Origin of the sequence: Hymenobacter edaphi (assembly GCF_003258365.1) — a bacterium.
GTDB lineage: Bacteria > Bacteroidota > Bacteroidia > Cytophagales > Hymenobacteraceae > Solirubrum > Solirubrum edaphi.
In genome coordinates, this window is sequence record NZ_QHKM01000001.1 from 938,712 (window position 1) to 955,044 (window position 16,333).

The 16,333-nt window shown below is 69.1% G+C and carries 16 protein-coding genes; 10 read left to right on the plus strand and 6 right to left on the minus strand.

The genetic code is table 11. The features are described from left to right. Positions 1 to 813, plus strand: coding sequence for a M48 family metallopeptidase (locus tag DLM85_RS03815; RefSeq protein WP_111476725.1), 813 nt, complete (start codon positions 1 to 3; stop codon positions 811 to 813). A 145-nt stretch (positions 814 to 958) separates the two neighbouring features. Then, the gene (locus DLM85_RS03820) at positions 959 to 1,867 is read left to right on the plus strand and encodes a diacylglycerol/lipid kinase family protein (RefSeq protein ID WP_165821997.1); all 909 of its coding nucleotides are present in this window, start codon (positions 959 to 961) and stop codon (positions 1,865 to 1,867) included. Here the strand turns inward: DLM85_RS03820 and DLM85_RS03825 are convergent. Next, positions 1,824 to 3,074 (minus strand): metallophosphoesterase, encoded by a 1,251-nt coding sequence (locus tag DLM85_RS03825; protein ID WP_111476727.1) that lies wholly within the window; start codon positions 3,072 to 3,074, stop codon positions 1,824 to 1,826. The genes DLM85_RS03820 and DLM85_RS03825 overlap by 44 nt on opposite strands. A gap of 74 nt (positions 3,075 to 3,148) precedes the next feature. Beyond that, positions 3,149 to 3,781 carry an LON peptidase substrate-binding domain-containing protein gene (locus DLM85_RS03830; protein ID WP_111476728.1) on the minus strand — a complete coding sequence of 211 codons (633 nt, stop codon included), beginning with the start codon at positions 3,779 to 3,781 and terminating at the stop codon, positions 3,149 to 3,151. A gap of 319 nt (positions 3,782 to 4,100) precedes the next feature. Between DLM85_RS03830 and DLM85_RS03835 the strand changes: the two genes are divergently transcribed. From DLM85_RS03835 to DLM85_RS03855, 5 genes are all read left to right on the plus strand, one after another. Next, a complete protein-coding gene (locus tag DLM85_RS03835; RefSeq protein WP_111476729.1) occupies positions 4,101 to 5,555 on the plus strand; it encodes a BON domain-containing protein in 1,455 nt (484 codons plus the stop codon). A 49-nt stretch (positions 5,556 to 5,604) separates the two neighbouring features. Then, positions 5,605 to 6,495: a universal stress protein gene (locus DLM85_RS03840; RefSeq protein ID WP_111476730.1), complete on the plus strand. Its 891-nt coding sequence runs from the start codon at positions 5,605 to 5,607 to the stop codon at positions 6,493 to 6,495. An 81-nt stretch (positions 6,496 to 6,576) separates the two neighbouring features. Next, a complete protein-coding gene (locus DLM85_RS03845; protein ID WP_111476731.1) occupies positions 6,577 to 7,335 on the plus strand; it encodes an MlaE family ABC transporter permease in 759 nt (252 codons plus the stop codon). Between the two features lie 9 nt (positions 7,336 to 7,344). Next, complete coding sequence (locus DLM85_RS03850) at positions 7,345 to 8,133, plus strand: ABC transporter ATP-binding protein (RefSeq protein ID WP_424321687.1); 789 nt, start codon at positions 7,345 to 7,347, stop codon at positions 8,131 to 8,133. A 12-nt stretch (positions 8,134 to 8,145) separates the two neighbouring features. Beyond that, complete coding sequence (locus DLM85_RS03855) at positions 8,146 to 9,138, plus strand: MlaD family protein (protein WP_111476732.1); 993 nt, start codon at positions 8,146 to 8,148, stop codon at positions 9,136 to 9,138. Positions 9,139 to 9,165: 27 nt separating this feature from the next. On the opposite strand, the gene DLM85_RS03860 is transcribed toward DLM85_RS03855, so the two are convergent. From DLM85_RS03860 to DLM85_RS03870, 3 genes are all read right to left on the minus strand, one after another. Further along, on the minus strand, positions 9,166 to 10,032 hold the full coding sequence (locus DLM85_RS03860; protein ID WP_111476733.1) for a universal stress protein: 867 nt from the start codon (positions 10,030 to 10,032) through the stop codon (positions 9,166 to 9,168). 40 nt (positions 10,033 to 10,072) lie between these two features. After that, positions 10,073 to 11,506: a BON domain-containing protein gene (locus DLM85_RS03865; RefSeq protein ID WP_111476734.1), complete on the minus strand. Its 1,434-nt coding sequence runs from the start codon at positions 11,504 to 11,506 to the stop codon at positions 10,073 to 10,075. A gap of 536 nt (positions 11,507 to 12,042) precedes the next feature. Next, on the minus strand, positions 12,043 to 12,648 hold the full coding sequence (locus DLM85_RS03870) for a 2,3-bisphosphoglycerate-dependent phosphoglycerate mutase (protein ID WP_111476735.1): 606 nt from the start codon (positions 12,646 to 12,648) through the stop codon (positions 12,043 to 12,045). 491 nt (positions 12,649 to 13,139) lie between these two features. Between DLM85_RS03870 and mtgA the strand changes: the two genes are divergently transcribed. After that, entirely contained in the window at positions 13,140 to 13,886 is a 747-nt protein-coding gene (gene mtgA / locus DLM85_RS03875) for a monofunctional biosynthetic peptidoglycan transglycosylase (protein WP_111476736.1), read from the plus strand. A 3-nt stretch (positions 13,887 to 13,889) separates the two neighbouring features. Continuing rightward, a complete protein-coding gene (locus DLM85_RS03880) occupies positions 13,890 to 14,390 on the plus strand; it encodes a YybH family protein (RefSeq protein WP_111476737.1) in 501 nt (166 codons plus the stop codon). 108 nt (positions 14,391 to 14,498) lie between these two features. Here the strand turns inward: DLM85_RS03880 and DLM85_RS03885 are convergent, their stop codons facing one another. Continuing rightward, a complete protein-coding gene (locus tag DLM85_RS03885; RefSeq protein WP_111476738.1) occupies positions 14,499 to 15,665 on the minus strand; it encodes an App1 family protein in 1,167 nt (388 codons plus the stop codon). Between the two features lie 90 nt (positions 15,666 to 15,755). Between DLM85_RS03885 and DLM85_RS03890 the strand changes: the two genes are divergently transcribed. Next, positions 15,756 to 16,310, plus strand: coding sequence for a hypothetical protein (locus DLM85_RS03890; RefSeq protein WP_111476739.1), 555 nt, complete (start codon positions 15,756 to 15,758; stop codon positions 16,308 to 16,310). The last annotated feature ends 23 nt before the right edge of the window (positions 16,311 to 16,333 follow it).

The following is a 16,333-nucleotide window of genomic DNA, read 5'->3' on the forward strand; positions in this document are numbered from 1 at the left end:
ATGAGAGGCAGCCTGCGTTACATCATAGCCCTGCTGGTAGCAGGGTTTTCCTTCATCACCTACTACTGCAACCGGCAGACCAACCCCGTGACGGGCGAGGTGCAGCACGTGAGCATGACCGCCGAGCAGGAAATAGCGCTGGGGCTGCAGGCCGCGCCCCAAATGGCCCAGCAGTACGGCGGATTGCACCCGGATCAGCGGGCCCAGGTCGAGGTGGACCGCATCGGGCAGCAGCTGGTGCAGTCGTCGGGCGCCACCAAGTCGCCCTACAAGTTCGACTTTCACCTGCTGGCGGATGAAAACACCATCAACGCCTTTGCCCTGCCGGGCGGGCAGGTGTTCATCACTGCCGGGCTGCTGAAAAACCTGAAGACCGAAGGCCAGGTGGCCGGGGTGCTGGGCCACGAAATCGGCCACGTCATCGGGCGACACTCGGCCGAGCAGCTGGCCAAGTCGCGGCTGACGCAGGGCCTGGCCGGCGCGGCCGGCATTGCCGCCTACGACCCCGACCGCCCGGGCGGCTCGATAGCCAATGCGGCGGTGGCCGCGGCCATTGCCAAAGTCGTCAGCCTGCGCTTCGGCCGCGAAGACGAGCTGGAGGCCGACCGCGACGCGGTGCAGTACACCGCCGAGGCCGGCTACGACCCGCGCGCCATGATTCAGGTGATGCAGATTCTGCAGCAGGCCGGCGGCCGCAGCGGTGGCCCCGAGTTCCTGAGCACCCACCCCGACCCGGGCAACCGCATCGGGGTGCTGGAGCGCCAGATCCAGGAGGAATTCCCCAACGGCGTGCCCAGCAACCTCAAGCCGTAAGCCCCGGCCGGCGCTGGCCGCCGCCCGCTCCGTATTTCCGGCAACCGACAGCGGCCGAAGCTCCTGCTTCGGCCGTTTTGGCGTCCGGTGCGTTATTGTCCTTACTTTCCTCCCCGGGCGGGATTGCCGCCGCCCCCTGCTCTCCATGCCTACTGCCCCTTCCATATTGCGCCGGCTGCTGTTTGTGATGAACCCGATTTCGGGCGACATCGACAAAGCCAGCGTGCAAGAGCTGATCGAAACCATCTGCGCCGAGCGCGGCCGCACGGCGCATTTCTACGAAACCAGCGGCGAGGACGACCTCAACCGCCTGCGCGCCTACCTGCAGCAGCACCCGCAGGACGCCGTGTTTGCCGCCGGCGGCGACGGCACCGTGAACCTGGTGGCGCAGGCCCTCAGCGACACCGAGCTGCCGCTGGGCATCGTGCCGCTGGGCTCGGGCAACGGCCTGTCGAAGGATTTGGGCATTCCGCAGGACGTGGAAGAGGCGCTGCAGCTGATCTGGCAGCACGAGGTGCTGCGCGTCGATACCTTGATGGTGAGCGGCCACTTCACGGCTCACCTGGCCGATCTGGGCTTCAATGCGCTGATTGTGGAACGGTTTGCCGAAGGCGACACCCGCGGGCCCGGCGCCTACGTGCGCATTGCCCTGCAGGAATACATGCGCTACCAGCCCGCCCGCTACCGCGTGGTGACGGATAGCGAAACCTGGGAAGGCGAGGCGTTTATGCTCACCGTGGCCAACGCCCGCACTTTCGGCAGCAACGTGGTCATCAACCCCGCCAGCCGCATGGACGACGGCCGCTTCGAGGTGTGCGTCATCGAGCCGTTTCCGGCCACGGCGGCCCCCGGCATCCTCTACCAGCTCTACACCGACGGCTTCGACGAATCGGCGTACACGCGGCGGCTGCAGTGCCGCTGGGTGCGCATCGAGGTGGTGGGCGAAACGGCGGTGCGCGTGCAGGTCGACGGGGAGCCGCTGCACCTGCCCACGCCGGTGGAAGCCACGATTAACCCGCAGAACCTGCGGGTGCTGGTGCCGGCGGCGGGGTAGCGGCCGGGGCGGGCACCGGCACCAGGGGCCAGCGAAACGAGGTGGGAGCGGGCGTGCCCTGCTGATCGGCCGGCTCCCAGGTGTGCAGCCACAGCTGGCCGTCGGCGTAGTAATCGAGGCTGAAAAAGCCTTTCCGCTCGTGCACGAAGGTGGCTTTGCCGCCCGCCGCCACGTAGGCCGTCTTGCTGCCCGAGCCGCTGACGAGGTAATGCACGCCGCGGCGCAGGAAGTACTGCAGGTTGTGGTCGTGGCCGGCGGCGTACACGGTGCCCGGAAACTCGCGCAGCACCTGCAGCAGGCGGCGGCGCAGGCGGCGGTAGCGCGGGTGGGCCATGTCTTCGGCGGCCCCCAGCAGGCGGCGGTAGGCCGGAAACAGGGAGCCTAGCAGGGGCAGCGGGAGGTAAGCGCGCTTGTGGGCGGCCGTCAGCGGAAACACGTGCTGCTTGACGGTGAACTTGCCGCCGTGCATGGCATTGGAGTAGAGCGGGTGGTGGCCGGCCACCAGCAGCTGCTGCCCCGGGTACTGCCGCAGCAGCTGCCGCAGCTGCGCGAAGGGCTGGCGGGCATCGTCGGCGCTGCAGCCGTGGGCGCGGCCCAGGGGGCGCGGGCCGCGCTGCACCCACCACTGGGTGTTGAGCACCAGCAGCATCAGCCCTTCGGCCAAGGGCAGCGCTACCGGGCCGGGGCAGCCGTTTTCGGGCAGGTACAGGGCGCTAGGCAGGTGCTGGCGCACGTAGGCTTCCTGGGCCTGCAGGTAGGCGTAGCCGTCGGGGCGGCCCTTGTTCCAGTCGTGGTTGCCGCTCAGAAAGACGACCTGCCCCGCAAACTCGCGCAGCAGGTTCAGCTGCACGTCGAGGCGGCGCTCGGCGGCGGGGCGCAGCGGGTGCCCGACGGGCGGCAGGCCCACGGGATACACGTTGTCGCCGAGCATGACCACGGAGCCCTCGGCGCCGGCTTCCTGCATCCAGCGGCGCAGCAGGTTCAGCACCGGGTCGTGGCCGTCGGTGGCCACCGCGCCCAGGTCGCCGATAAAGCAGACGCGGTGCCGCGGCGCCGCGGCGGGCGGCGCGAGGGCGGGCCAGTGCCGCGCCGCCGCCGCCACGAACGGCCGGCGGCGGTGGCGGCGCTCCAGCGCAAAGCGGTACGCCAGCCAGCCAATGAGCAGGAGGGAAGCCGCAAGCAGCGGCCCGATGAGGTAGGACGTCACGCCCTACTGTACGGGCGCCGGGCCGCGGAGGTAGCCCCGCGCGGGCGGCCCGGCCGGCTTTTTTCCGGGTTGCCCTAGAAATTGGGGGGCGTCAGGTGCTTGAAATGGCCGTTTTGGCGCACGCGCTCCTTGAGCCGCTCGGTTTCGAGCACCACCGGCAGAATGTGCTCTAGGTGCGTCAGCACGTACTGCTGCCGCTCGGGCTCGGTGGGCAGCTGCAGCAACTCAAACTCCTGCTCGGTGGACAGGCCCAGGTGGTGCGCCACGTCGAAGGTGCGGTAGTCGGGGGGCAGCTCGATGAACAGTTTCTGCAGGCTCAGCGCCCCGTAGAGCTGCTCGACCTGCCGGCTGATGCGCAGCTTGAGCGCCGGGTCTTCGGGCGTATCGTCGGGCAGGTCCTCCACCTGCCCGGCCGCGTAGAGCTTGCCCGGCGCCTCGCGCAGCATGTCCACGATGCGGAAGCGGCCCACGGCCTGGGTACGGATGTCCGACTCGCCGCCGGGGTAGCTGCGCTCTACTTTCAGCAGGCGCATTTCGGTGCCGATGAGCTGCACCTGGTCGTTGAGAAACGGCGGAATGCCGAAGGTCTGGCCTGTCTCGAGGCAATCAGTGACCAGCTGGCGGTAGCGCGGCTCGAAGATGTGCAGGTTGAGCTTTTCGCCGGGGAATACGACCAGGTTGAGCGGAAACAGCGGAAGAAGGTGCATAGGGCGGCAAACATAGTGGGCAGCGGAACAGCCCGGGCCCAGCGGCGGCCCGGCGGCAAAGAAACCGCTGAAATTGCACTTTAAAATAGGACTTCCGCAGCCGCCTGCCCCAAAGCCCGGTCCCGGACTGCGCCCAGGGGGCCACTCACGGGCCTCTGCGGCCAGCCGGGGCCGCCGGCCGCCGCCGGGCATGACATAAATCATTGCCGCCGGTGCCTTTCGTCATGCCGCCTGCGCGGTCAAACTGCCATTTTCATAACGGTAGATCCGGCCGGTGCAGCCCGGTCGGGCTGGTTTACCCGCTGACGCATCAACCGTTATGGAAACGCTCGAAACCACGCTCCAACCGGCGCCAGCCCTAGCCGATGGCGACATCACCGCCGCCGTGGAGCGCCTGCTGGCCCGCAAAAAGGGAGTGGCCCCGCACCTGGTGGACGTGGCCACTCAGCAGGGCATCGTCACGCTCAGCGGCTACGTGGATAGCCTGCTGGCCCGGGAGCGGGCCGAGGAAATTGCCAAGGCCGTGCGCGGGGTGCGCGGGGTCATCAACGAAGTCGGGGTGCGGGCCGTCGACCTGCCCGACGCCACGCTGCGCCGCGACGTGGAAGAAGCCTTGCTGCAGGACGCCGTGGCGAGCGAGTACGACATCTGCTGCACCGCCCGCGCGGGCGTGGTGATGCTGCTGGGCGAAGTGCCTTCCTGGCCGGAAAAGGAGCTGGTGCTGCGCGTGGCCAAGGGCGTGCGGGGCGTATGCAGCCTCGAAGACCACCTGCACTACCGCTACGGCCACCCGCCCAAAGCCGCGGCGGCAATCGGGGCCGAAATGGACGAGCTGCTGGCCTGGGACGTGCGCATCAACCACGCCCTCATCGAGGTGCGCACGCAGGAGCCCGGGCGCGTGGTGCTACGCGGGGCGGTGGCCAGCGCGGCCGAGCGCAGCCTCGCCATTGCGGCGGCCTGGCGGGCGGGCGCCGCCGGCGTGGAGGCGGCCGAGCTGCGGGTGGCGCCCGAAACGCCCGGCCAGGAGCTGCGCGGCGACAAGTACCGCCCCCGCCCCGACGCGGCAATCCGTCAGGCCATCCAGGACAGCTTGCGGGCCGACCCGCGGGTGCGCACCCACGCGGCCGAAATCGACGTGCGGCGGGGCCTGGTCACGCTGCGCGGCACCGTGGGCAACCTGCGGGCCTGCCGCGCCGCCGAGCAGGACGCGCTGGGCATCGTGGGCGTGACGATGGTCAGCAACTACCTGCGCGTGCGGCCCGCCCGGCCCACGCCCGACGCCGAGATGCAGCGCCGCACGCGGGCCGCCCTGCAGCGCGACGCCTACCTGCACCGCGTGGCGGTGGAGGTGGTCGTCGACAACGGCAAGGTGAGCCTCTACGGCACGGTGGATTCGCAGTTTGACAAGCAGCACGCCGAACAGGTGGCCGCCGGCATCAGCGGCGTCATTGCCGTCGACAACCGGCTGGTGGTGCCGGCCTGGAACACCACGCCCGACGGCGAGTACTTTGCCTGCCACGTGGCCTTCAGCCAGCCACTGCCCGGCCGGCTGCCCACCGATGCGGCCATCCGACAGGCCATCCGGGACCACCTGGCCTGGACGCCGGGCCTGAGCGAGCAGGCCATCCGGGTGAGTGTGGCCAACGGCCGGGCCACCCTGACGGGCACCGTGGCCACGCGCCAGGAGCAGCAGCTGGCCACGCTCTGCGCCTACGACGGCGGCGCCCGGGCCGTCGGCAACCGGCTGCAGGTGCGCCCCGAGGCCTCGCCGTGAGCGGCGCCCGTCCCGCGGCTACTTCCCCGAACCTCTTCCGTTTTGTGCGATGAAACCGACGTTTGTGGTCCTGACTGATCTGTCGCCCGGCGCGGCGCGGGCGGCGCATGTGGCGGCGCTGCTGGCCGCCGCCGCCGGGGCGGAGCTGGTGCTGCTGCACCTGGAAGCCGAGCCCGTGGTGGAGCCCGAATTCGGCCTGCTGCCGCTGCCGGCCCACTACCTCGACCAGCAACAGCGCGACACGGTGGCGGCCCTGGCCGCGCTGGCCCGCAGCCTCGCGGCCCCGGTGCGCGTGCAGCCCAACCGCGGCGGCCTGCACGACACGCTGCAACTGGTAATTCGGCGCCAGATGCCGCTGCTGCTGGTGCTGGGCCTCGCGCCCGAGCACGCCCTTATCGACCAGCTGCTCTACAGCTACGCCCTGCCGGTGCTGCGCGCCACCCACCTGCCGCTGCTGCTGGTGCCCGCCGCCGGACTCCCGGAAGAGGCCCAACTGCCCCGTCAGGTTGCCCTGGCCATCGACGGGGAGCGGTTTCAGCTCAGCGCGGCTTCGTGCCGGGTGGCGGCGCTGGTGGAAAGCTGGCAGGCCGAGTACACCGTGGTGCACGTGGCCCCGCCCGACGGCCCCACCCTGAACATGCACGACGTGGTGACCACCGCCCACGACGGGGGCCTGCTCTCGGCGCGGGTCATTAGCAGCTCCACCTACCAGCTGCGCCACGCCGTGTGCGGAGCGGGGCTGGTGCAGGCCGTCGTCGACACGCAGGCCGACCTGCTGGTGCTGGTGGCCCGGCCGCGCAGCTTCCTCGACGAGCTGTTTCACCGCAGCGCCACGGCCGAGGTGCTGCCGCGCAGCCCGGTGCCGGTGCTGCTGCTGCCCGCGGCGGCCGTGGCGGCACCCACGGCCGCGCGCCAGGCCGCCGACGGGCTGCTGTACTGATCCGGCCCTTGCGCCTCCGGGCGCGGCCGCTCGTTTCCGCCGCCGCGGTCCGCGGCGCTTCACCCTTCATTCCCGCGTATCATGCTCGAACAGCCCTTATTGACCGAAGCCGGCGGCATGGCCCATTTCGCCGGGCGTTTCTTCCGCGAGGGGTTTCGCCCGCGCTACGAAGTGGGCGAGTGGCTGTACCAGTGCTACGTCATTGGCTACCAGTCCCTGCCGCTGGTGGGCGTGACGGGCTTTATCATGGGCATGGTGCTGACGCTGCAGAGCCGCCCCACCATGGCCCAGTTCGGGGCCGAGTCGTGGATTCCGGCCATGGTGGGGCTGACCATCATTCGCGAGATGGGGCCAATTATCACCGCGCTGATTTTCGCCGGCAAAATTGGCTCCAGCATCGGGGCCGAGCTGGGCTCGATGCGCGTCACGGAGCAGATTGACGCCATGGAAGTGTCGGGCACCAACCCGTTTAAGTACCTGGTGGTGACGCGGGTGCTGGCCACCACGCTCATGCTGCCGGTGCTCACCCTGCTGGCCGATGCCATTGCCCTGTTTGCCTCCTTCGTGGGCCTGAACATGCGCGGCGTGACCACCCTGGCGCTGTACGCCAACAACGTCCTCTCGCGCCTGGCTTTCGGCGACGTGCTGCCGGCCTTCATCAAGACCTTCTTCTTCGGCTTTGCCGTGGGCCTGATCGGCTGCTACAAGGGCTACCACGCCGACAAGGGCACCGAGGGCGTGGGGCAGGCCGCCAACTCGGCCGTGGTGGTGTCGTCGCTGGTCATTTTCGTGCTCGACCTGCTGGCCGTGCAAATTACCGGCCTGCTGGGCCTCAACTAGCACTGCCCCATGCTGCCCGAACCCGAAACGCTGCCTGCCGCGCCGCCCGCCCCGGCCGAAATGGCCACTCCGGAAACGGTGCTGGCGGTGGAGCACGTGGTAAAGTCCTTCGGCGACAACCACGTGCTGCAGGACTTTTCGCTGGCCCTGCACCGGGGCGAAAACGTGGTGGTGCTCGGCAAGTCGGGCTCGGGCAAGTCGGTGCTCATCAAGTGCGTCATCGGCCTGCTGGTGCCCGATGCGGGCCGCATTACGGTGCTGGGCCAGGACGTGACCCGGCTCGACCACGCGGCCATGGACCAGCTGCGCGCCCGCGTGGGCTTCCTGTTCCAGAGCAATGCGCTCTACGACTCGATGACCGTGCGCGACAACCTGCTGTTTCCGCTGCGCCGCCACTGGCTGGCCCACCGCCGCGCCGAGGAGGCTGCGCTGGTGCGCCAGGCCCTGGAAGACGTAGGCCTGGGCCACACCGCCGACATGATGCCCGCCGAGCTGTCGGGGGGCATGCGCAAGCGCGTGGCCCTGGCCCGCACGCTCATTCTGCGGCCCGACATCCTGCTCTACGACGAGCCCACCACCGGCCTCGACCCGGTCACCTCGCGCGAAATCAGCCACCTCATTCGCGAGGTGCAGCAGAAGTACGGCACCGCCGCCCTCATCATCTCGCACGACATGAGCTGCGTGCGCCTCACCGCCGACCGGGTGGCCCTGCTCGTCGACGGCCGCTGCTACGCCGAGGGCACCTACGCGCAGCTGCAGGCCCTGCCGGACCCGCGCATTCACGAATTCTTCGCCTAACCCCCGCCCACCATGGCCCAACGCTCTGCCAGCAACCATGCGCGCCTCGGCCTGTTCGTGCTGGCGGGCCTGAGTTGCCTGATTGTGACCTTGTTTATGCTCGGCCGCCAGCAGAACCTGTTCAGCCGCAGCCTGCTCGTCGAGGCCGACTTCCGCAACGTGTCGGGCCTGCTCACCGGCAACAACGTGCGCCTGGGCGGCATCCCGGTGGGCACCGTGCGCCGGATTCAGATCATCAACGACACCACCATCCGGGTGACGCTGAGCTTGAGCCGCGACGCGCAGCCCTTCGTGCGCCGCAACGCCGTGGCCACCATCGGCACCGACGGGCTGGTGGGCAATACCATCATCAACCTGACCGCCCAGCCCGCGCCCGCCCCGCCGGTGCGGGCCGGCGACCGGCTGCCCACCCGCACCCTGCCCGGCATCGACGACCTGCTCAGCACCCTGAGCGTGTCGAACCGCAACCTGGTCGGCATCACCCAGGACATGCACGAAATCACCCGCAAGCTCAACCGCAGCGACGCGTTCTGGCAGCTGCTCAACGACCAGCAGCTGGCCCAGCACGTGCGCGGCACGCTGCGCAACGCCGCCACCGCCACCGGGCAGCTGCAGGTGGCCGCCCACGACGTGCAGCTGATGACCCGCGGCATCCGGCGCGGCGAAGGCCTGGCCGGCTACCTGCTCACCGATACCGTTATGGCCGGCCGCCTGGGCCATGCCACCCGGCAGCTGGCCGGCACTTCCGATACCTTGGCCGCCACCCTGGCCGGGCTGAAGCGGCAGGTGCAGACGGGCGCCGGCCCACTCAATACCCTGCTCGCCGACACCGCCTTCAGCCGGCAGCTGCGCCAGAGCATGCAGCACGTGGAGCAGGGTACGGCTGGCTTCAGCCGCAGCATGGAGGCCCTGCAGCACAACTTCCTACTGCGCGGCTACCTCAAGCGCCAGCAGAAAAAGCAGGCCCGGGCCGCCTACCAGTCCGGCCAGAGCGCCCGGCCGTGACCGGGAGGGCGAAGCAGCGTACAGGCCTCAAGCCGCGGCGGGCAGTACCAGCACGGGCACGGGGCTGCGCGCCAGCAGGGCGCTGATGACGCTGTGGTGAAACAGCGCGCCCAGGAGGCCATGCTCACGCGCCAGGAGCAGCAACCAGTTGGCGCCGGTGGCGGGCAGGGCCTGCAGCAGCCCCGCGGCGGGGTGCTGGGCATAAAACCCCGCTACCTGGGGGCTAGGCCCGGTCGCCGGCAGCACCCCGCTCCGGCGCACGTGCTCCAGGGCTTCGGCGCAGCGCTCATCGGCCTGCGCGGGCGTCACCGTCACCACGGTAACGCGGGCCGGCGGCAGCTGCTGCAGCAACTGCCGGCCCGCGGCGCCGCCGGCCGCCACGGCAAACGGCTCGGCGTCGGCGGCAACGGCCAGGTGCTGGGGCGCCGCGGGGCCCGGGTAGGTTTCGGGCACCAGCAGCAGCGGCACCCGGGCGGCGCGCAGCACGTCCAGCAACACCGCGCCGGCATCGAAATCGGCGCGGTCATCGGCCGGGCGGCCGAGCACGAACAGCGCCGGGTGGTACTCGTTCACCAGGGCGTCCAGCGCATCCGGGAGCTGGTCGTTGATCAGGGCCAGGTCGGTGGGCACGGGTTGCTGATCGGCCAGGGCCTGCAGGGCCTCGTGCAGTTGCCCGGCGGCCTCGGGCGAGGCGGGCCCGGGCACTTCCACGTTGAGCACGGTCAGCTGATCGAGGTGGACCAGCACCAGGCGGGCGCCCAGCGGCCGGGCCAGCTCGGCGGCCAGCCGCAGGGCCCGCCGGCTTTCGGGAAAGAAGCTGGTGAAAACCAGCAGCGACAAACTCCGGGCCGGGGCGGCAGCCGGGGCCGCCGGCAGGGTGGGCGCGGTAGACATAGGGCATCGGGGGAGAGGCAGTAAGCGGATGCATCCGGAGCTAGCACGGCCCGCCCCGGCCCCAGGCGGCCAGCCGCAGGTGGTTGTTGACGTCGCGGGCGCCGCAGGCCCGGGCTTGCTGGGCGGCAATGCGCCGCTGCCAGTGCGTATCGACGGTGCCGATGAGCGTCACGCGGCCCTCGCGCACCCGGATGTCGAGGTCCTGGTCGTGGAGCAGGGCCGACCAGTAATAGTGGTTGCGCAGGCGCTGCTCCAGGGCGTGGTCGGGCTCGGGGTGGCCGGCAGCGCCGCTGCGGCGGGCGGCCGGGGTGGCCGCGGGGCCGTGCTGCACGTGGTTGTCGAGGGTGACCACGCCCGCGACGCTGGCGGCCACATCGGCGGCGCGCTCCTGCTCGAAGTGGGTGTTGACGGTGCCGTAGAGCTGGACCTTGCCGTTGCTCACGTTCACCGTGAAGGCATACGGGCTCACGTAGGCGTCGCAGGCCAGCGCGGCCTTGATGTGCTGCTGGGTGGCGGCATCGGGAGCGGGGTAGTGGGTTGCCACCTGCAGCAAGTTGTGCACCTCGCGCACGCCCACGATGTTTTCGGCGTCGCGCTCGGCTGCCTGCTGCGCCAGCAGGTTGCTCACGGCCCCGGCCAGCGTGGCCACGCCGTCGCGCACGCGCACGGTGGGCCCGAAGGCGCGCACCCGCGGGTCGAGGCGCAGGGCGTCGCGCACGGCCTGGGCAACATCCTCGTCGGCACGGCGCACGAATTTCTCCCGGCGCAGCGACTTGTCGAGGGCCCAGCGGGCCACGAACAGGTCGCGGGCGTTGACGTGGGTGGCGCCGGCCTGGTAGGCCGTGGCCACCGCGAAGTCGCGCTCGGCGGGCGTGCCCACGGTGCCCGCCAGGTGCACCACGCCGTGCGCCGTGCGGATGCTCACCAGCTCGCTCTGCACCCGAATGTCCCAGTTCAGCAACTCGCGGATCTGAACGGTAATTTCCGAGTCGGAATTGGTGATTTCGCCCCGGTGCACGTCGAGCTTGTTGTGAATGGCCGTCACGCCGCGCACGCCCCGCAGCGCCTGCAGCACCAGCTGCTGCTCGGCCCAGGACTGCACGGCGCCCTCCACCGTCACCTCGCCGCAGCTGGCGTGGCAGCGCACGTTGTAGCCGGTGGTGGCCGGGTCGCGGGCCAGGGCCGCGTCCACGGCGCTGCGCAGGGCCGGGTCGGGTACGTCGGGGGCTCGGATGATGACCTCGTTGATGACCCCGCGCACCCCGCGCACGGCCTGGGCCAGGGCCGTGGCTCGCTCGCGCTCCAGCAAGGTGCCGGCAAAGCCCGTCAGCTCCACGATGCCGTCGTGGGTGACGACTTCAATCAGCGGCGCCGCCATGCCTTTCTTGGTAAAAATGAATCGTTCGACGGCCGTCGTGATGTCGTCATCGGCCAGGCGCTCAACTGGCGCCGGGGGGGAAGCGGGGAGAGGCATGACAGGGGAGCAGGAAAAAGTGGGTGGAGGGCGAGCCGGGAAAAAAGCAGCAGCTCGGGCGGCCTGGCTGGCCGCGGGCAACGGGGCAAAGCGGGCCGCGGCAGACCGGGCACGCGGCGCCGGCCGGGGCAAAGCGGGCCGGCCGTCAGGCCCGGGGGCGGGCTCAGGACGGCCGGCGGTGGGGAAACGAACAAACGCGGGCCGGAGCGCCGGCCGGGTAGGCAAATATGTTGGTTGCCCACGGCCAATGCGTTGACCGTCGTCGTCGTATCGGGTGACAGACGTCATCTTTTTGCCGGGCCACGTCCGCCAACCCGGGGCAGGGCCGGCACGCCGTTTCCGAGTGCCGGCGCCGTCTGCTCTGGGCCGAGCATCAGCCGCTGCGCAGGTCAGGAGGCTGGGAAGATGGTCGGGTTAACAGAGCCTGGTGTAGGGCGCCTGCTTGCGTCTCGTCGTTAGCCGATTTCGCCCCATGAACAGACGCGAAAAGGCGTTTCAGCACCTTGCTGAACCATTTTGCCAACGACAGCCGCTGCTTACAGGTCCGCCATCGAGGTAATGACCAGCGCCGGGCTCAGCTCGTAGGCGCGGATGCCGCCGGTGGGAATTTCCAGCGCTTCCACCTGGGCCACCGTCAGGCCTTCCAGTTGCATGCGCAGGGCCCGCAGGGTATTGCCGTGCGACACCACCAGCAGGCGCTGGCCCGCCCGCAGCGCGGGCACCAGCACCTCGTTGTAGTAGGCCACCACGCGGTCGAGGGTGTGGTGCAGGGTTTCGCCTTCGGGCGGGGCGTCTTCGTAGCTGCGGCGCCAGCGCGTGACCTGCTCCAAGCCGTAGCGGGCAATGGTTTCGGCTTTGTTGAGGCCCTGCAGCGCGCCGTACATCCGCTCACGCAGGGCGTCGGCGGCGTGGATTGCCAGGCTGGCCTGGTTCAGCTCGGCCAGAATCAGCTCCAGGGTGCGGCGCGAGCGAACCAGCGTGGAGCAGTAAGCCGCGTCGAAGTGAAAATCGTGGAGGCGGCGGCCGGCCCCGCGGGCTTCGGCCTCGCCCCGGGGCGTCAGCGGCACGTCGAGCCAGCCGGTGAAGACGCCCGCCCGGTTGGCTTCCGATTGGCCGTGGCGGACCAGCACGAGTTGGGACATGGGAAGAAGCGTAGCGTCGGCGGTAAATCGAAAACGAAGCTCGGCCCGGCAGGTGGATTTTGGGTGAAGACGCGGCGGAAGCCCGCAGGTCAGCCGGGCGGCAAACGGGGGCCGTTGGAAGAACGTCTTCCCGGCCTGACCGCATTGGGAACAACCGGGTTGGCCGGCGGGCGGTATGCTGCACGAAAGCTGTACTCGTTTCCTGAACGGGGCATCAGGCGTGTAGAGACCCGTACTTGCGTCTCGTCGTCTGCGCGTGTCGATGATAAGACGCGAGGCGTAGGAAGGCCCGGTCAATACGCGGCTCAGCACCGTTCATAAACCGCTACGCCGGGGCAGCACGACAGCCGTTGGAACGCCCGCAAGTGGCGAAAAAATCAACCGGCAGCTGCATTCCACCGCGCGGGTGCACTATTGGGTGGTGGCCGTTTGTAATTTCGCCGCGGGTGGGCCGCCTTCGGACCACCTAATTTCTTGAACTGATCCTGCGCATGGCAGAATTTGCGACCCAGCTGCGGCTGGCGCGGCGCGTGGCGCTGCAAGTGCTGGCTTCTTTGTTTCTGGTGTCGCTGGCCTGGGTGCTGGTGTACCGCTGGGTGTCGCCGCCGGCCACCTGGCTGATGCTGGAGCGCCGCAGCCACCGCCCCGAGGCCAACTACGGCGGCCTGCTGCCCGAAGACGCCTCGCGCAAGATTCACTACCGCTTCGTCACGCTCCGCGAAGTATCGCCGCAGCTGCCGCTGGCCCTGGTGGCGGCCGAAGACCAGCGCTTCCTGATGCACCACGGCTTCGATACCGACGCCATCATCAAGGCCGCCAAGCACAACTTCGGGGAGAAGGGCGGGGGCATCCGCGGGGGCAGCACCATCTCGCAGCAGGTGGCTAAAAACGTATTTCTCTGGCAGGGCCGCAGCTACGTGCGTAAGGCCGCCGAAGCCTACTTCACGGTGCTCATCGAGCTGCTCTGGGGCAAGGAGCGCATTCTGGAAGTCTACCTGAATATCGCCGAAATGGGCGACTGTGTGTTCGGGGCCGAAGCCGCCGCCCAGAAGCACTTCGGCCGCTCGGCCAAGAGCCTCACGCCCAGCCAGGCTGCGCTGCTGGCCGCCGTGCTGCCCAACCCGCTGAAGTTTCAGGCCGGGCACCCGGGCCCGCAGGCCCGCACCAAGCAGCAGCGCGTGCTGCGCAACATGCGCCGCCTCGGCGGCACCAAATTCATCGGCGCCATCCTCGACTAAGCCATGCGCACTGCCTTCTACCTGCCCGGCCTGGCGCTGGCCGTCCTGCTGCTGCTGCTGCCGGCCTGCGGCCCCGGCTCACCCACCAAGCCCGAGGGCCCCGCCACGACGGCCGTAGCTGCCCCGGCCTTTACCGCCGCCGACGTGCAGCAAATCCGCACCGTGCTCGGCACCCAGGCCGCCGCCTGGAACCGCGGCGACCTGCCCGCCTACATGCAGGGCTACTGGCAGAGCGACTCGTTGCTGTTCATCGGCAAAAACGGCCCCCAGCACGGCTGGCAGCGCACCCTGGCCAACTACCAGCGCAGCTACCCCGATGCCGCCGCCATGGGGCAGCTGGACTTCTCGCAGCTGCGCATCAACCCCATCGGGGCCGAAGCCGCGCACGTAGTCGGCCGCTGGCACCTGGCCCGCCCGCAAAAGGGCAACCTGCAGGGCTGGTTCACGCTTATCTTCCGCAAGCTCGACGGAAAGTGGGTTATCGTGGCGGATCATTCGAGTTAAATGGCCAGATGGCGGGTCGTTCAATCAGCGGCCAATGCAAAAGGTCCTTCCCGCGCGGGAAGGACCTTTTTTATAACCCGTTGTGGCGCAGGTAATACGCTTTAGCCATTATTTCTTCCCTTCTTCCTCGGCCACGTCGCCGGGGTCTTCGGGGGTGGCTTCATCCTTCTGCTTTTCGGCTTCCACGGCGGGCACGGCCTCCACGTACACCAGACCGGTGGCGGCGGCGTGCTCGGCGGCGTGCACGGTGTCTTTCACCAGCAGCATTTCCACCTTGTCGTTGCGCAATTCCTCGGCCACGCGCTGCACCATCACGGTGCGCTCGGGCAGGTTCACGTCGCGGATGTAGATGGCCAGCACCCGGCCGGGGTGGCGGCGCACCACCTCGCGGTAGATGTTGGCGTCTTCCTGGCCCGAGTCGCCGATGAGCACGAAGGGCAGCTGCGGGTAGGTCAGTAGCAGGTTGTCGATTTCCTTGAGCTTGTGGCCGTGGTGCTCGGAGGTGTCAGTGGCGGATTTGCGCTTCAGGGCCATGTCGCGCAGCAGCAGCGGGCCGGGCGGAATCTCGTTCAGGGCCAGGAAGTCCTCGAGCAGGTCGTAGAGGTTCCAGGGCGACGACGAGACGTAGAAGAAGGGGTTGTTGCGCTTGCCGTTGCGGCCCAGCTGCAGCTGCCGGTAAAACTCGGCCACGCCCTTGAAGGGCATGCGCGAGCGGGCGTTGCGCAGCAGCACGGTGCGGGCCATGCGCAGCAGGTCGGTGGCCGAGGTCTGAATGACCGTGTCGTCGAGGTCGGAGATGATGCCGTACTCCGCGTCGGGCGGCGGCACCAGCACGGGCGCGTGCACGGCGCGCTGCTGGGGCAGCGGCCCGGGCGCGTGCAGCAGCTCCACTTCCACCGGGTGCCAGAGGAAATCCACCGCCGGGCTGAGCTGGCGCGGCTCGATGTTGAGGGTGAAGTAGCCTTCCTCGTCGGTCACCACGGGGTGCTCGGTACCGTCGCCGGGGCGGATGACGAGCTGGGCGCCGGGCATTTCCTGCGAATCGAAGCGGCGGTACATGTTCAGCAGGTTGTGCCAGCGCGAGTCCGAGGGGTCGGGCTCGCTGATGCCTTTGTCGGTGAGCACGCGGCCTTTCACGTAAAGGCGGTCGGGGGTGCCGTAGCTGCGGTAGGGCAGTACGTGCACCTGGTGCAGCAGGCCCAGGCGGGTGCGGGCGCGGCGCAGCAGGTCGTCGGCGTCTTCGGCCAGGTTGCTGAGGCGGTCGAGGAAGGACATAAGCGGAAGCGGAATAAGGAGGTGCGAAACTAGGTAACGGGCCGCATAGCGCCGTAGTTGGGTTCGGTGCGCTTTACGTAAGTTCGACTGATGATCAAACCGGTATTCTCCTGCGCTATTCTGGCAACGATTCTGACGGGCTGCGGCGGGACCAACCGGCTCACTGTTTCCGGGCCGCCAGCCGAAGTGCAGCTTAGGCCCGCCGCCGACTCTGCTTTCAACCTCGTCTGGCTGCGCATCACAATCCGCAACACCAGTCGCCGCCCGCTGTGGCTGCTCAACGCGGCCGATAGTATCACCGTGCCTTGCGGTGCCTACAGCAGCTTTCAACTAATCGGCCGCACGCCCGCCGGGCGGGAGCTGTTTCTGTGCCCTTGCGTGCAGCCTTCGCGTGCCCGCTTCAAGCCCGTCTTGCGTTCCTGCAGGCTTGCGCCGGGCCAGCAGCTACGTACCGCCGTGCGCCTCGACTTCAACCAAGTATTCCCGCGCACCGGCTCGCCCGCCGATACCACGTGCGCCCGCTTTGTGAACCGCACCACTGGCGCCTATACCTTTCGTCTCGTGACGCGGCTGCTGACTAAGCCCAACGGATACTACTTACAAGCTGACACCAGCCAAACGGTCACCGTGTACCGCAAAAATTAAGGCCAGCCGCCCGAAAGCAGCTG

Bases quoted from the DNA above. Each gene is read 5' to 3' on its own strand.
- DLM85_RS03820 (WP_165821997.1), top strand. From the start codon at position 959: ATGCCTACTGCCCCTTCCATATTGCGCCGGCTGCTGTTTGTGATGAAC.
- DLM85_RS03850 (WP_424321687.1), top strand. From the start codon at position 7,345: ATGCTGCCCGAACCCGAAACGCTGCCTGCCGCGCCGCCCGCCCCGGCC.
- DLM85_RS03855 (WP_111476732.1), top strand. From the start codon at position 8,146: ATGGCCCAACGCTCTGCCAGCAACCATGCGCGCCTCGGCCTGTTCGTG.
- DLM85_RS03835 (WP_111476729.1), top strand. From the start codon at position 4,101: ATGGAAACGCTCGAAACCACGCTCCAACCGGCGCCAGCCCTAGCCGAT.
- DLM85_RS03880 (WP_111476737.1), top strand. From the start codon at position 13,890: ATGCGCACTGCCTTCTACCTGCCCGGCCTGGCGCTGGCCGTCCTGCTG.
- DLM85_RS03860 (WP_111476733.1), bottom strand. From the start codon at position 10,032: ATGTCTACCGCGCCCACCCTGCCGGCGGCCCCGGCTGCCGCCCCGGCC.
- DLM85_RS03885 (WP_111476738.1), bottom strand. From the start codon at position 15,665: ATGTCCTTCCTCGACCGCCTCAGCAACCTGGCCGAAGACGCCGACGAC.
- mtgA (WP_111476736.1), top strand. From the start codon at position 13,140: ATGGCAGAATTTGCGACCCAGCTGCGGCTGGCGCGGCGCGTGGCGCTG.
- DLM85_RS03890 (WP_111476739.1), top strand. From the start codon at position 15,756: ATGATCAAACCGGTATTCTCCTGCGCTATTCTGGCAACGATTCTGACG.
- DLM85_RS03830 (WP_111476728.1), bottom strand. From the start codon at position 3,781: ATGCACCTTCTTCCGCTGTTTCCGCTCAACCTGGTCGTATTCCCCGGC.
- DLM85_RS03815 (WP_111476725.1), top strand. From the start codon at position 1: ATGAGAGGCAGCCTGCGTTACATCATAGCCCTGCTGGTAGCAGGGTTT.
- DLM85_RS03840 (WP_111476730.1), top strand. From the start codon at position 5,605: ATGAAACCGACGTTTGTGGTCCTGACTGATCTGTCGCCCGGCGCGGCG.
- DLM85_RS03870 (WP_111476735.1), bottom strand. From the start codon at position 12,648: ATGTCCCAACTCGTGCTGGTCCGCCACGGCCAATCGGAAGCCAACCGG.
- DLM85_RS03845 (WP_111476731.1), top strand. From the start codon at position 6,577: ATGCTCGAACAGCCCTTATTGACCGAAGCCGGCGGCATGGCCCATTTC.
- DLM85_RS03865 (WP_111476734.1), bottom strand. From the start codon at position 11,506: ATGCCTCTCCCCGCTTCCCCCCCGGCGCCAGTTGAGCGCCTGGCCGAT.